The following is a 15015-nucleotide window of genomic DNA, read 5'->3' as shown; positions in this document are numbered from 1 at the left end:
GGTATATCGTTGAGCTGGAATGAGTATAGGGACGAAGAATAGAGAGGTATCCAGGACGCCTCTTGAAGACAGGCAAGAATTTTCTTGTTTGGTGCGAAGGGCACTATCATGCCCTGTTAGCCATTAACGCCCCGAAGCGAAACTAGAGCGCTCTATATTGACGGAGCTCAACTCTATTAACTCATGCAGCTCGCCTGGACGAAGTGGCGCCTGCAAGACGCCCCGCAACGGTACGCGATAAGCTCTCGCCCATAACATTATTTTCTTACGCTGCCGGGAGTTCACATCAGCAACTGCGATGATTGAATTTATCGCATTGTGCTTTATAAGCATTTGTAGACGGTCGGCATCTTTTCCGAGGTCGAACCCGTCGTAGACCAGATACTCGATACGCCCGCCTGCCCCCAGCAGGTCAGCCACCTCCTGGACGCAGACGCACAAGCTGACTGAGTAATACCCCAGTTCATTGAGCGTTCCCGCATAGCCAAATAGCGAACCGGAATTTTTGCTCAGCACCACCATGTGGCTTCTACCCTTACGCACGCCCTGCTCCCAGCAAAAAGCCAGGAAATTAGCGCTCATTGTTTAATCTTTATACGAGATCTTTCTCATTCTTCTGTGGATTGGTCTTGATTTTTACGAAAAGCCAGACACTCTCTTGAGAGAAAAACCTTGCTGGCATGCGAGAATATTCTCGCTTGCAGCCAGCATGGATCTTGGTTCCAGCAGGTCTGCCTCCTGCAATAATAACGGCTAAGACAGAGAGAGGCCCGGGACGGCCGCCCAGAAAAACCAAAACCTCAGCCCAGCCTTGTTCAGGCTGCGGCCTTAGGGCTGTGGCTATAACTGTCTTCCAGACCCATGCCTAAATGCGAGCCAAGACTAATGAGCAAAAAAGTACTGATCGTCGATGATCATCCGTTGATCTGCTCGGCCATCCGCAGCGCTCTCGACGGAATCGGTTACGAGACTGTAGGCGAGACTGCCGATGGTGTTGATGCCTTACAAATGATCAAGTCCCTCCAGCCAGACATTGTGATTCTGGATATAGGCCTTGAAAAAATGGACGGGCTTACGGTATTGCAGCGAATCTCCCGTGAAAAGCTCGATACCCGGGTGCTCGTATTCACGTCTCAGACGAAGGACACCTATGCCACACGTTGCTTTCACGCTGGGGCGAGTGGCTTTGTGAGTAAGCTCGAACCCATTACCCAACTGATCAAGGCGATCAAAGCCATCGCTGATGGGTACGTGTTATTTCCTAAGAGCGCCATGCCGATCTTCTCTGGCGCTGTTCAAGGTGGGGCAGTAGGTGACTTGCAGAATCTTACGGATCGCGAGATACAGGTTCTAAAGTTGCTGGCTGAAGGTTACTCCAACCGTGATATCGCAACTAAACTCAGCCTCAGCAGCAAAACGGTCAGTGGCCACAAGGTCAACCTTATGACCAAGCTCAGCGTGACTTCAGTGGTCGAACTGGCCGATATTGCCAAGCAGCGCAGCCTCATTTGAGATTGACTTGAAATCAACCATCTCCCGACTCAGCGTCCTTGCCTACCTCACGGTATTTTGTTGCCTGGTGGCTGGGGCCGAGATGAGCGATCTGCAGCCCATCGCGCGACAACAACTCGATAGCGTGAAGGTCCAGCCCAACGATGTCGAGCAGGCCTGGCTTGGGCAAAAACGAACGCTGATAGTCGGCGTGACAAGCGATTCCTTACCACCGTACCGAATCTTCAGTGAGCATGGGAGCTTTGAAGGACTCACAGCGGACTACTTGGCAGCTTTGCAGCAAGAACTTGCGATCGCGATTAAGGTGCGCCCGTTTGCTACGTCCGCCGCCGCCTTTGAGGCCCTGCGCCAACGGCAGATAGATCTGGTAGCCAACGCCACCCCACAAGAGGCCGGCGATTTCGGTATACAACTGACGCCACCTTACGGACAGTCGGAGCTTGCCCTCTTCGCTGACGCGGGAGATCTCCATGAATACAGCATCAATGATCCCCATTTGCGCATCGCCGTAGCCAGCAGGGCTGCTCTCTCGTTGTACAAGGCCAACGGCAGCCAAGGGACTTTCAGTATGTATGCGACGCCGCTTGCCGCGATGGCCTCGGTGTTAACTGGCGGTAATGACGCTTACCTGGGCGACACCCTCTCCACCTACTATCTATCCAGTCAGCTATTCAGTGTCCAGTTTGAAATCAACCAAAGTACACGCCTGCCAAGGGTCAACATTGCTTTTGCGATTGCCGCAAACAACCCTTTACTGGCCGGTCTTCTCGAGCGCGGATTGGGTAGCATCACGCCCCGCCAAATGACCGACGCCCAGTATTTTTGGGGTGATTTTGAGAGCGGTGACTATGGTGATTTTCGCGTCCACCTCACCAACGCCGAACGCACCTGGATAAACAACACCGGGGTAGTCAACCTCGCGATCAGTGAGGATCTTGCTCCTTACGCTTTTTTCAACAGCACTGGTCGCTTGAATGGTATTGCCTCAGATCTGCTGGGCATTATTCGGCGCAAGACGGACATCCACCTCAACATTATCCGCGTCCGATCGCTGAGCGAAGTCAGTGCGCTGCTGGACAACGGCAAAGCAGACATTGGTATCCTCACAGCCGCCAGTAACTCTTCAGTGCCTTATCTGCTTACCCGGTCTATGGCCGTCGCCCCCTACCTTTTCGTTATGCGGCAAAACAATCAGTTGCCCCTGGAGCCACATAGCACTGCCTCCGTCGCCGTTGCAAAAGGCTATATGCAGAGGGAGATGCTTGCCCGGCAATATCCCCATGTGCGGATCGAGAACACCGAAACCATGGGCGAGGCATTCAAACTTGTCCGTGAGGGTACAGCCGACTTTGTTCTAGCGCCGGCCAACGTGGCGCGCTACTACCTCTCCTACAAATACGAATCCAGCCTGAAAATTGGTGGCATCCTCAATGTTGAGGATGCGAAGATCGTGTTCGCCGCCCCTGGAAACCAATCGGAGCTGATATCGATCTTCAACAAGGCAATGATTGAAATCCCTCCGCGCAAGAATCTACAAATCATCGGTCGCTGGCGTGCCAACTCTGCAACCGATGACAAATACTGGGAGGGTATCGCCTCCTATATCTGGCGATCCTTCGAGGTTTTGGGCGCCCTGCTTCTGGTAACCAGCCTGCTGATAGTTGTTCAACGCCGCCGCATAGCGGCTAAACGCCGGGACCTAGAACAACGGCAATTACTGCTGGATGAACTGCAGATAGCCAAGGAGTCTGCCGATAAGGCCAGCCGCAGCAAATCTGTGTTCCTTGCCACCATGAGCCACGAAATCCGCACCCCTCTCAATGCCATCATCGGCATGCTGGAACTGGTGCTCATCCGCAAGGATAACGCCGAGCTCAACACTCAGTCCCTGCACATCGCTTACGAATCATCGACCCACTTGCTGGCGCTGATCGGCGAAATTCTGGACATATCGCGCATAGAGTCAGGAAAGCTGAACCTGTCTCCTGAGCCCACCCGTATCAAGGAGCTACTGGAGACGACAACCAATGTATTTTCCGGTTTGGCTCGGCAAAAGCGATTGCAACTGCATCTAGATATAGACCCATTGGCCACCGAACTGGTTTGGGTTGACGCGCTAAAGGTTAAACAAATCATCTCCAACTTAATGAGCAATGCGATCAAGTTCACTGAACAGGGCGGCATCAATATTCGTTGCGAGGTGAAGCCCGCGAACGGCACCTCTCTAAACGTTATCATCTGCGTCAGCGACACCGGCGTAGGGATTCCCTTGACTCAGATTGATCAGATATTTAAACCCTTCTTCATCACGACCGATGCGATCAGTGACCCCAACGCTGGCGCCGGCCTGGGCCTGGCGATTTGTAAGGAGCTGAGCAACTTTATGGGGGGGCATCTGGAAGCCGAGAGCGATATGAATTCCGGCACTCGGATGACATTCAGCATAACCCTTGATTGCGTCAAAGCTGAGAGCCACATAGCGCCCGATGTTTCTGGATCGACTACAGATAAGTGCGGAGATGCGGCGTTAACTGTGTTGATTGTCGAAGACCACCTACCGAGCCAATACCTTTTGTACCAGCAACTATCCTACCTGGGTCATAGCGTGCTTACCGCTAGCAATGGCCTGGAAGGCTTGGCGATGTGGCAAGAGAATGAAATCGACATTGTGCTCACCGACGCCAACATGCCGCAGATGACTGGTCTCGAAATGACCCAAAGCATCCGACGGTTGGAGCAATCCCGAGGCTGTCGCCCCTGCATCATCATTGGATTAACTGCCGATGCCCAACGCGAAGCGCTTGATCGCGGCCTGGCCTCCGGCATGGACTATGCGTTGACCAAGCCGATCACACTGCCCGACCTTAACCGCTGGATTCCCAAGCTTGAGGCAGATCAGCAGCAACTCAATGATTCTCCATCGTTAATGAGTTCTATCCACGCTTCCATGGTCGAACAAGTGATCGAAAGCAATGATAGCGAACGCATAATCTTGCAACAGTCACTGGTGAAAGAAGACCTCAATGAAATGGAGCGCGTAGCGCACAAGCTCAAAGGGACCGCATACCTGTTGAACCACTCAGGCTTGCTGGAGCAATGCGTCGAGGTAGAAGAATTGTGCGCAGAGGGAATTATGTCCGCCGATATAGGTGAAAGCGTCGCAGATCTGATTCAGTCACTGGAGATAATCAACGAGTCACTGCGCCCGAATTAATTACTCGAACGCCGAGCAAGGAATATCTGCACGCCACTCCAGACAAATCTCAGCCTAAACCCAGGCTAGCCTCTCAGGTCAGCAGGGTGAGTTCACGTAGGCTTTGGGGCATCTAAATTCAGGCCACTCCAATGCCCAAAAGCTCACCGCTCGCTCTCATATCGAGCGCCATATACCAACGACAGCAAGCTCAGCTAGGGCAGTCGAACAATTTAAGTGTATCGAAGACGCCAGCCAAACTACCCAATGCCGACGATGTGCAATTGGGACTACGGCGACGAGAGTTCGTTGCGTACGTGCAACCCAAATTCGATTTACGCACTGGCCAAGTCAACTCGACTGAGGTGTTAGCTCGCTGGCATCACCCGCTTTACGGTGTGCTGAGCCCAGCAACCTTCATCTCGGTGATGGCGCGTGAAAAATGGCTCGACAAGCTATTTTTCGAACTTTTGGAACAGAGTCTCACCTATCAGATCAAACTTCACGACCAAGGCAGACTCATAGGGATGGCATTCAATCTGTCCCTTAGTCAATTAATGAACGATACACTCATTGATCGATTGGAGACTCGCCTGCACCAGCACCCTCTGCCACTTTCGTCGCTCACCTTGGAAATCACCGAGGACGGTCCTGGCGTTGTCTGCGCCATCAGTGTGGAGCAGCTAAATCGTCTGCGCCTGTTGGGCATGTGCCTATCGATTGATGACTTCGGCACAGGCTATTCGTCACTCTTACGTCTATGCCAGGTGCCGTTTAGCGAAATCAAACTTGCCGCAGAGTTCACCCGTTTTATTGGCGGGCCCAGCCACTACCGTGTAGTCATTCGCAATACTCTGGCGCTGGCCACAGACCTAGGCATGCAACTGGTGGTCGAGGGTATTGAAACCGTAGCTCAGCACGATCACCTTTGTGAGATGGGCGCGCGCATTGGTCAGGGCTTTCTGTGTGCTAGGCCGATGGAGGTCGATGTGTTTGAAGGATGGATACAAAACCCATACCCATATTCTCAGGCATCTTCAGCCAGTTGAAGCACCCAACCGGTAAAACGCTCTTCGACTATCTGGTCTACCGGCGGGATAGTATGCCAGTGGTATTGGCCCCAGGCGCGCGTGACCACTTCGTGACCATGACCGCCGAGAGCGCCGGCGGTATGGTGGACATTCATGACCGGCGGCCCGTGGTGCTGACGCCGGAGCTGGCCCGGGAATGGTTGGACCCGGCCACGCCCAAGGAGCGTGCCGAGCAGATGGTGTTGCACCAGGGGGAACCGGCCGAGGCTTTCGAGTGGTTCAAGGTTGATGCAGCCGTGGGCAACGTGCGGAACAGAAGGCCGGAATTGATCAAGCCAGTACTAAAGTAAGGCAAAACGTGTTTCTCAATTTCCTTGTATGCTGGAGTTCCAATCACACGAGACAAGGAACAGTTATGAGTGGACAGCCAATTGAGTACTACCTAGAGGTATACGACGACTCGTTTATCAATGATCCAGTATGGAGCGTTCAATCCCAGTCCCCATTCCCAGCCTTGCATATTGGAGATCGTTTCAGTAGTCGCGGCCTAAGCGAAGTATCCTGGAATATGGCTCCGCGTGGTCACGATGTATTCAGAATAAAAGATATAGACCACATATTCTGGGACATCGGTGGAGTGATAGGGCACAAGCTAATGGTGCTGCTTGAAGTAACTAGGCCAGCCGACGACGATTAGACCTCAACGATTGATCGCGTGCGCATACGCTTGGCACGCCCGCAACGCGATCAATCCTTGGTCACCGTCATCGGTGATGGCGACAATTCGTTGAGCATGCGCTGGGTCAAGTTGGGCTCGGCGGGCTGCATGAACCACGCCGACGGCGCCGGAGGTGGCAGGCACGTTGCAGCCACTGGCTGAATCCGTGGCGTCGAGAAGGACTGACAGCCGCACATCAGCAGTAGCAAGGCGGTCGCGCAGCAGGACCTGGTCACGTTGAGCATCGGAAAGTTCTCGGGTGTGTTGTTGATCGGAGGCGGACAGCTTTTGCTCCAGGGTCAGGCGCTTACCCTGCTCGGCGCTCACCTGCTTGGCAGCCGCCGCGCTGACTTCGGCAAGTTGTCCCTGGTGCTGGCCGGCCTGCTCGGCCAGCCTCTTGCCCATCCGCCAATCCTGCACCTGCCAGGTGACGCCGGCGGCGCTGGTCATCAGCACCAGGATCAGCACCACCAGCCCAGCCAGCTTCTGTACGGGCGTCATCACGGCACATCCTTGAAAAAGACGTGATGCCCCAGGAGCAACGTCTGTTTGGCCTTCGCCGCCCAGGCCGGTGCCTTGGGCATCGTGGTGGCGTAGTAGTGCGTGGCCCCGCCGGTTGGATCCGGTACCGCGCCGGCCATCACCTGGTCAGCAGCGCGCTGGGCCTGGGCGAACTGCGCGGCCGGGATCGGCTTCGCACCGCTCAGGTAGGCGTAGTTCGGGTCGTTCTGGTTCCAGCAGCTGAACTGCCAGGGTTTCAGGCACACGCCGGCGTAGCCCTCGCCCCACCAGGACTTGGCCTTGCGGTCGAACACGCGGTTGCGGATGGTCCAGGCCACGGCGATCTGGCCGGCCAGCCCCTCGCCACGGGCTTCACCCCAGAGCGTGCGCGCCAGGATGTCCCGGTCTTTATCGGAAGTGGTCATGCTTTTCTCCAGGCAAAAATAAACCCGCACAGGGCGGGTGTCAGGCCGATCGGTATGTAGCTACTCGGCGGCTGGGACGATCTCAGGGACAGACTCAACCTTCACCGTTACCTTGGCGCTGTAGGTGTTCAGCAGCTGCGCTGTACGGACAACGGCCTGGGGCTGCGAGGCCAGGAGCTCGCGAGCCTTCGCATCCGCCTCATCCGCCGTGGCGAATTCCATAAGGTTGAGGGGATCAAAGGCGTTGCTGGAATTGATGACGATGTAAGGCACGGTGTGCTCCAGGTATTTTTGGCAAAAATAAACCCGCTCGATGGCGGGTGGGGATGGACGGCGGTGCGGTGTTACGGCGCGGCGGGCCAATCAATGGCGAGTGGGTACCCGTCCTGCTCAGGCACGCGGTTCAAGGCCACGCGGTATTTCTTCCAAGCCTTGAGGGTGACCAACTCTGCCTCGGTCGCTTCGTCGATATCGACTGCATCTTGAAGTGGCGCTATTGCGTAATCAGCCCCGGCTCGCAGGTGCGCGATCTGGTTCTGTACAGCCTCCACTGAATCAATTGCCGGCGGCGGCAGTTCTTCCTGCGGGGGAAGGTCGGGCACCAGGATGTGCAGAGTGATCATCACCGTCAAATCATAGGGCTCGCCCTCTTTCGTAACGGTGACCGTGAGCAGACCGTCCTCAAACGAGATGCTCACCTCGGCGGGATTGTCCGCCGGGTGAAGCCCGTAGCCCCAGCCCTGGTCGAACGGCGGGAATGGGACCAGGCCCTGGGTGCCGGTGACGCAGTAGACGCCCACGTCCTTGCGATAACAGGTCACATCCGCCCCACCGAGCGAGACGAAATCGAACTTTTCACCCGCGCCAGTAACGTTAATTGCTGCTCTTGCCATGATCAGATCGCCCTCAGTGTGTTGTCGGCCATGCGGGTGGTGTTGCCGGTGTGGTACATCCGCACCCACGGAAGGAACCCATTGAATGCCGAGCGAAAGAGGAATTGGTTGTCACCGTTGTAAATCATGATCTGAGCGCCAACGCGGCCAGAACGCCTCAAGGTGATACCTGTTGCGTTGATCGACTCCCCGGTGCCGCCGGGAAAGATCGCATTACCGGCGATAAGCGCGCCGCCAAGTTCATCGTAGGCGGCAGTCCAATCTGAAATCCCTACACAGTCGGCACCAAGGCCAAGGTCTCCATTTTTTAACACTCGCCCTGGTGTGGTATCGGCGTTGCCCACGGTCACGGCCGCTGTCGCCGCAGTGCCCAGCCCCAGGCCTGAGCGCCCCTCGGCCTGGCTTCTGCCACCAGTACCGCCCATGGCCACCGGCACGACATCCTGAGTAGACACATCACCCAGGCCCGCGAGCGTGGCGCCCCACTGCTGAACCATTTGGTTCACAGCATCGGCCAGGGCTTTGGGGTATCCGTTGACAGGCACAATCCCGTACCCGGCGCCGCCAATGGCCGGCCCACGGTACGGTGGCGAAATGGCAAGCGACGTATCGCTGGCTGGGTTGATCACTTGATAGATGCCCTGGTCAGGGCCGACAAACATATCCCCGGCACGGCAGTTCGAGAACTTGGTGCCGACGCCCGTTACTGTCGGGCTCCCGTTCTGCACGCTCACAGTCCCTTCTGAAAACCAAGAAGCCATAGGTTTCTCCAGTTGAGTGCCCACATCGGCACTTGAAATTAGTTGTAGTAACGCTCTATCGGAAACTTGCAGACAGGTACGCCCAGAAAAAAGCCATCTGAGCCCTGCCAATAAAACCGGTCGAGGTATTGTTTCTGGTTGAATATCTGCAACACCGGAACTCCACCATCCAAAATGGTGATACCTGCATACTGCGAGTTATTTGCAAACCACATGATGCCGCGATCCATACTTGAAACGCATATGAAGTCACTTGTATCAATCACTACATCGCTGTAGTAAGTATCTATGAAAGTACCTCTAGCGACAGTCCATTTTTTTGCGAACTTACCAAAGCGAACAACTCGATCACTTGAAACGTAGACTATTTGCTCCTGACCATCTCTTACCTCCATCCCAAACTCGGCATCACTTTGCTGATCAGAGTATTTGCATGACACAAATCCCGTTAAGTAATCCTGCAATACACTGCCGCCCCGAACTGCTGACGTGACATGAAACCCGGTCCAGTTTCCTGACGATCCTTCGATTGAGATATACAGACCGAGGTTGTCGTGTGACGCCGATATCGTCCGCAAAAAAATCTGGGGCGGCTCGACCGTTAGGATGGGTTTGGCAAAGTTAAACTGCCCTTTGCCGGGCTTATCCGTGAACCGTGATTGAATCCTGAACTGCCCCCTTTCCGAGAACACCAAAACTTTGTACACGCTGCTGATACTGACTGAGCCGTAATCGTTTTCGGCAACGAAGCCATAGTCGTCCATATCAATTCACCTTGACCACTTCCACAACACTCTCTACGACATTGCGCGTCCACATCTCCCGGTTTTTGCCACCGCCACCACCATCCGGCTCGCGGTAATTGATCTGGGTATAAATCGCAATTCTCGTCCCTCCCAAATCGGTATAGGTGGGTAGTCCATCCCAAGTATCAGGGCGGCCAATCTGGTCATATGGTGCATAAACTTTAGGGGTGATCGTGACAAAGCAGGTCGCGGGGTCATAGCCTGGAACATCCATAAGGATGTACTCATAGTTAGACCCCCTCCCCCCTCCAGTCGCGGCAGGAACTATCATCACCGCTAACTTTTGCAGAGTGAAATCTTCCATCCCCAGAGTTTGAACTTCGTTTTTATCGAAAACCCAGAAGCCATACTCCACGGTAATACCTCCCAAAGTAATTAGCTTGGCGGTGTGAGCCTGCCGTTCATTGTTCTGCGCTTGTAGTTGCCGTCATACACTGCAAGGCCATCGCTGTTGAGCAGGATAGATCCATCTTCATCCTCACTACGGAAGACGAGTTTCCCTGCCGGAACGTTGATCTCAAGTAGTGGCCGCCCTTGCGAGTCAACCGCTGGAGACCGAATGTTCATCCCTAGGATGATTTCCTGGATAAGCGCCTTGCTGATGATCGCGGTGTTGAACACAACCTGATTGTTCTGGACCACAAACATCGGGATAACTGTGCCGTCGATCTCGTTCACGACTGCAAAGCGCTGCGCGAAGATCAGAAACTCCGACTGCTCACCATCCGAACCAAACGCCAGCCCAGTCACAACCTTCCGACCATCCACAATGGTTTGAGCCTTCATGGTGGTCTGGGCAGAAACCTTGCCGTCGAGCTGGACCACGGTCTCGCTGACGGCCTGCACAGATGCACTGGTCTGGCCGATGCTCGACTGCAGGGTTTCTGTCCTCTTGGCCAGCACCTCAGTCGCAGTAGCCTGCACCTTCTTCTCGACCTCAAAGCTGGCTGTCGACTCCCAGGCCTTGATAGCGCCTGCAAGATCACCGGAACCATCATCGCCGCGCACCGAAGCCCGCAGCGCCTCATTGCTGGACGCTTGAGACGTGACCTTGCCGTCGAGGTTGGTGGATGTTGCTCACCTTCGGTTTCATCATCCACATCATCAAGACAGCGCGGCCTACAGCGGGCGGCGGGAGGTAGCTATGAGAAAGGAACTCATCAAGATCAGCGAATTTCAGCGCCGACGCTGGGGAGAAAACGGCACACCGCAGTGCCCACAAGCTATTCGAAACCACATCCGCAACGGCCGGGTGCCGGGCGAGCAAATCGGGAAACTCTGGTACGTTGACTGGGCGGCGTTCAACGCGTCCAGCGGCAACGACCTTGTCGCAATGGTAATGAAAGGAGCTGCATGATGTCCCCACGGCCGCGCAACACTGCGAATAAGAGCCTTCCGCAGAACCTGTACTACGACGCGCGGCGCGGGACATATCGCTACCGGCGCCCTACCGACGGGAAGTTTTTCCCGTTCGGCGCTGATCGCCTGAAAGCCATAGACGCTGCTAAGCAACTGAACCTGGAGTTCATGCGTGGTGCTGACCTGATTGGCGCAGTGATAGGGAACTCATCCGAGTCTTTCGCCGGCTTCCTAGATGCTTACGAGCGCGATGTCTTGCCGCCACGCGAGCTGGCCAAGGGGACCCTGGGGCTCTATGCAGTGCATTTTCGACGCTTCCGCAAGCAGTTCGAAGGGAAAGCTATCGATCAGATCACGATCCGCATGATCGCCGAGATGCTCGACGCACTAACCCCACGTACGGCAAACCAGTGTCGTACCTTGCTGGTCGACATCTTCAACCATGCCGCCGCTAAAGGGTTGTGCCCAGACAACCCGGCGGTCAGCACCATCAACCGGATCGAGAAGAAGCAGCGCAAGCGCCACACGATTGAAGGTTTGAAAGCCATCCGAGAGAAGTCGCCAGTGTGGCTGCAAAACGCAATCGACTTGGCCTTGATCACCGCCCAGCGCCGTACCGATGTCCTCAACATGCGGTTTGACGGTGTTCGGGAGGGGTACCTGTATGTGGTGCAGCAAAAGACAGCCAAGGCCAGCGATGCAGCATGGATCAGGTTCACGGTGACTGAAGAGCTGCAGGCGGTAATCAGCCGATGCCGGGATGATATCGCCTCGCCTTACCTGGTGCACCGTCGCCCAGATCGCCTGAAACAAAAGCAAGCGCAGACGAAGGATCACTGGACCCAGGTCGAAGAGAGATATTTGACGCGGGCTTTTAAGGAGGCCCGGGAGGCGGCAGGTTGTTACAAGGGATGGAAGGAGGAAGAGATGCCGGGCTTCCATGAGGTGCGAGCGCTATCGCTTCACCTGTACCAGAAAGCCGGAAAGGACGGGCAGAAGATCGCAGGCCATGCCAGCGAGAAGATGACCAAGAACTACCAGCGGGACCACGAGGAAATCATTTGGTCCGAGGCGATTCCTGATCTAGATATCAGCGAGATATCCGGGATGTGACTACTTCCTAGGAATATCCCGAAAGTCCTCACCTCTATGGTAGGTCACCCCAGCCTGAAGTATTAAGCTGAACGCCCCCAGTATGTACGTAAGGCACCCCGCAAACTCCAGCGAATTGGTATTTCCCTGCCCCCGTGACCGGACAGCTTCAATTATTGCGGCTTTGTGCCTATCTAATTTTGAAGCGTCCGGATCTAACGCGTGAGCCATCATGTTGCGAATACGGTTAAGTTTCTCGCACAACGACCACAGCTCAACCATACCCCCAAGCTTTATGTCATCCGGATATAAAGCTCTGGACAGGTCCAAAATCTGAGCGAACGTAAATCGAGAATCTTTCAAAAACTGGGGCTGAGGCACCATCTCCGAGCAAAAATCGCGAAGCATTTCTTCGAGCATTAGATGGCATTTCAAGATGAGGGTTATGTCATCCATCTGGGCGGTGAAGTGCTTTTCGAAACGCTGATCGTGCTTCTTGCTGAACTCTAGGTTGACCATGAATTCACCTTTGAGGAGCCAATTCTTCATTGTGTTTTGCGCCAGTTTTGCGCGGGTTTTGCGCAGGCACAAAAAAGCCGATCTAGCTGATCGGCTTAAGTGTCTGATTTTACTCAGGAAATATGGTCGGGACGGAGTGATTCGAACACTCGACCCCTAGCACCCCATCTCCTTTTTCATACTTCTTGAAAGACTCCGAAATTTCACTCTGGATTTTTCTAAGCTAGTATTTACTTGAGCTCCAGCGGTGTTCTGCTCTACGAGAGTCCAGTAACGTCCATCAAGAGCCGACGTTTTTGTGGGGGTAAAAGTAGGGGGAACCCATTTTATGGCTAAAATCACCATCAAAGAACTCGAGTCGCTGACCGCCAACGATGCAGGCCGAATCCTCCGGGAAGATGGCAATCTCGCGGGTCGAATTTCCCTGCGTAAGGACGGCGTGTCGGTCAGTTTTTTCTATCGCTATCGGTGGGGCGACCAGAACAAAGAATACGCCTGCGGGTCTTGGCCACGCAAATCCCTGACGGACATCCGCAAGGCCCGCAATCAGGCCCGGGCGCTCATTGATGAGCAAATCAATCCCAACGAGCACAAGAAAACCGCCAAGGCACAGGCATACGCCGCTGCTAACGTAAAGGCTGAACCAGTAAAAACGACAAAGGTGAAAACGCTGACCGTCCAGGATCTGGCCAAGGCGTGGCTGTTGGATGGCGTGGCGCGCAAAGATGGCAATGCTGAATTGCAACGACGCTTTAACAAGGACCTTTTTCCGGCACTCGGCAAGACCGCGGTGAACAATGTTTCCGAACACGATGTTCGGGCGCTGATCCGCACCGTGGTCAGCCGCGGTGCTCACCGGCAAGCCATCAGCTTCTTCGCCGACCTCACCCAGATGTTCAGCTGGGCTAGAAAGCGCCAACCTTGGCGGGCGTTACTGGTTGAGGGTGATCCGACTGAGCTGGTCGACATCTCCCCCCTGATCCCTGCCGACTACGAAGCGGAAAGAAGCCGGATCCTTTCCCCGGCTGAGCTGTTGGAACTGCACACCCGCTTCCAGCACATGACTGCCGATTACGACGCCCTCCCCGCGGGCCAAAAATACGACGGCATTCGACCGCTAAAGAAGGAAACACAGCTTGCGCTCTGGATCAGCCTGGGCACGCTATGCCGGATTGGCGAGTTGCTGCAGGCCGAATGGAAAAATGTCGATCTAGACCAGCAGACCTGGTTCCTCCCCAGCGAAAATGTCAAAGGCACCCGTGGCAAAAAACAAGACCACCATGTCTTCCTCTCCCCCTTCGCCCTGCATTTCTTTGAGGAACTTAAAATCCTGACGGGCGACTCGCAATGGTGCTTTCCGAACAAGCTGGATGATGGGCATGTGGATGTGAAAGTGGTGAGCAAACAGGTGGGCGATCGCCAGGCCCGGTTCAAAAACCGCAAGGCCCTCTCCAGACGGTGCCATGACGATACCCTGGTCCTGGCCGAAGGCCAAAATGGCGACTGGACGCCGCATGACCTGCGCCGTACGGGGGCGACCATGATGCAAGCCTTAGGCGTTAGCCTGGACGTCATTGATCGCTGCCAAAATCATGTACTGGTCGGCTCTCGGGTGAGGCGCCATTACCTGCATCACGACTATGCCGACGAGAAGAAAAACGCCTGGAATCTGTTGGGCGATCGACTCAGTGCGGTGCTGTCTTCGACCTACGAGCACACGCCAAACGAGTCGATGTTGTCTTTTCCAGCGTACACGGCGACAGAGACGCTGGCACCCTCATAGGGCTGTTGCACCCTGCGTTCACCGGAGTTTAACGTCCGCGTGTTGTGACCCAAAATTCGCGGTGAGCAAAAGTGACAGACTGCATGTACATATTCGTGAGCTTCACCGTTGCGGAACTGTTCGACAAAGTATGGCAAACGCCCATGGTCAAATTGGCCCACGACATTGGTGTTTCCGACGTCGCCGCCACCAAAGCTTGCCGCAAAGCCGGCATCGCTCTCCCTCGCCGTGGCCACTGGTTAAGATCGAAAAAGCAGCGACAACCCAAACCCGAGCCTACTCACGTTCCAGGTTCTCGACCGTTACACCCCGCCCGGCAAGACTGGCACTGATTCGAACTCACCAATAACCCGGCGTACGATTGCCCCCCTTTCAATTGAGCCCGACGCGCCGAAACCACACCAATCTGATAATGACAATCT

Annotated in this window: 16 protein-coding genes and 1 pseudogene; 7 read left to right on the top strand and 10 right to left on the bottom strand. The window is 55.0% G+C overall.

Annotation, left to right across the window (positions count from 1 at the left end; translation table 11 throughout):
- Positions 1-123: 123 nt before the first annotated feature.
- Entirely contained in the window at positions 124-582 is a 459-nt protein-coding gene (locus PSH76_RS09640) for a hypothetical protein (RefSeq protein ID WP_305493963.1), read from the bottom strand.
- 303 nt (positions 583-885) lie between these two features.
- On the opposite strand from PSH76_RS09640, the gene PSH76_RS09635 reads away from it, so the two are divergent.
- The 4 genes and pseudogenes from PSH76_RS09635 to PSH76_RS09620 all read left to right on the top strand — a co-directional run.
- Complete coding sequence (locus PSH76_RS09635; protein ID WP_236446556.1) at positions 886-1512, top strand: response regulator transcription factor; 627 nt, start codon at positions 886-888, stop codon at positions 1510-1512.
- Positions 1513-1519: 7 nt separating this feature from the next.
- Positions 1520-4726 (top strand): transporter substrate-binding domain-containing protein, encoded by a 3207-nt coding sequence (locus PSH76_RS09630; protein ID WP_305493962.1) that lies wholly within the window; start codon positions 1520-1522, stop codon positions 4724-4726.
- Positions 4727-5022: 296 nt separating this feature from the next.
- Positions 5023-5754 (top strand): EAL domain-containing protein, encoded by a 732-nt coding sequence (locus PSH76_RS09625; protein ID WP_305493961.1) that lies wholly within the window; start codon positions 5023-5025, stop codon positions 5752-5754.
- Positions 5755-5783: 29 nt separating this feature from the next.
- Positions 5784-6086 (top strand): annotated as a pseudogene (locus PSH76_RS09620) (SOS response-associated peptidase family protein); the annotation flags it as partial.
- A gap of 350 nt (positions 6087-6436) precedes the next feature.
- On the opposite strand, the gene PSH76_RS09615 reads toward PSH76_RS09620, so the two are convergent.
- The 8 genes from PSH76_RS09615 to PSH76_RS09580 form a co-directional block, all read right to left on the bottom strand.
- Positions 6437-6955, bottom strand: a complete 519-nt coding sequence (locus PSH76_RS09615; protein ID WP_305493960.1) for a lysis system i-spanin subunit Rz — start codon at positions 6953-6955, stop codon at positions 6437-6439.
- A complete protein-coding gene (locus PSH76_RS09610) occupies positions 6955-7380 on the bottom strand; it encodes a cell wall hydrolase (protein WP_305493959.1) in 426 nt (141 codons plus the stop codon). The genes PSH76_RS09615 and PSH76_RS09610 overlap by 1 nt, the downstream gene beginning before the upstream one ends.
- Before the next feature lie 60 nt (positions 7381-7440).
- A complete protein-coding gene (locus tag PSH76_RS09605; protein ID WP_305493958.1) occupies positions 7441-7653 on the bottom strand; it encodes a hypothetical protein in 213 nt (70 codons plus the stop codon).
- 71 nt (positions 7654-7724) lie between these two features.
- On the bottom strand, positions 7725-8273 hold the full coding sequence (locus tag PSH76_RS09600; RefSeq protein WP_305493957.1) for a tail fiber assembly protein: 549 nt from the start codon (positions 8271-8273) through the stop codon (positions 7725-7727).
- A 2-nt stretch (positions 8274-8275) separates the two neighbouring features.
- The gene (locus PSH76_RS09595) at positions 8276-9034 is read right to left on the bottom strand and encodes a hypothetical protein (RefSeq protein ID WP_305493956.1); all 759 of its coding nucleotides are present in this window, start codon (positions 9032-9034) and stop codon (positions 8276-8278) included.
- Between the two features lie 38 nt (positions 9035-9072).
- Positions 9073-9798, bottom strand: a complete 726-nt coding sequence (locus PSH76_RS09590) for a hypothetical protein (RefSeq protein ID WP_305493955.1) — start codon at positions 9796-9798, stop codon at positions 9073-9075.
- A 1-nt stretch (position 9799) separates the two neighbouring features.
- Positions 9800-10195, bottom strand: a complete 396-nt coding sequence (locus PSH76_RS09585; RefSeq protein ID WP_305493954.1) for a hypothetical protein — start codon at positions 10193-10195, stop codon at positions 9800-9802.
- Between the two features lie 20 nt (positions 10196-10215).
- The gene (locus PSH76_RS09580; RefSeq protein WP_305493953.1) at positions 10216-10848 is read right to left on the bottom strand and encodes a DUF1983 domain-containing protein; all 633 of its coding nucleotides are present in this window, start codon (positions 10846-10848) and stop codon (positions 10216-10218) included.
- Between the two features lie 136 nt (positions 10849-10984).
- Here PSH76_RS09580 and PSH76_RS09575 point away from each other — a divergent pair, with 136 nt between their 5' ends.
- A complete protein-coding gene (locus PSH76_RS09575) occupies positions 10985-11197 on the top strand; it encodes a hypothetical protein (protein WP_065943845.1) in 213 nt (70 codons plus the stop codon).
- Complete coding sequence (locus PSH76_RS09570) at positions 11197-12312, top strand: tyrosine-type recombinase/integrase (protein ID WP_305493952.1); 1116 nt, start codon at positions 11197-11199, stop codon at positions 12310-12312. Before PSH76_RS09575 ends, PSH76_RS09570 begins: the two co-directional genes overlap by 1 nt.
- On the opposite strand, the gene PSH76_RS09565 is transcribed toward PSH76_RS09570, so the two are convergent.
- Complete coding sequence (locus PSH76_RS09565; RefSeq protein WP_305493951.1) at positions 12313-12840, bottom strand: hypothetical protein; 528 nt, start codon at positions 12838-12840, stop codon at positions 12313-12315.
- 298 nt (positions 12841-13138) lie between these two features.
- Here PSH76_RS09565 and PSH76_RS09560 point away from each other — a divergent pair, with 298 nt between their 5' ends.
- On the top strand, positions 13139-14593 hold the full coding sequence (locus PSH76_RS09560; protein WP_305493950.1) for a site-specific integrase: 1455 nt from the start codon (positions 13139-13141) through the stop codon (positions 14591-14593).
- Positions 14594-15015: the final 422 nt, after the last annotated feature.

The organism is Pseudomonas sp. FP215 (assembly GCF_030687795.1).
Lineage (GTDB): Bacteria > Pseudomonadota > Gammaproteobacteria > Pseudomonadales > Pseudomonadaceae > Aquipseudomonas > Aquipseudomonas salmasensis.
Note: the sequence above shows the minus strand (reverse complement) of the source record. Positions and strands in the feature narration are given on the sequence as shown.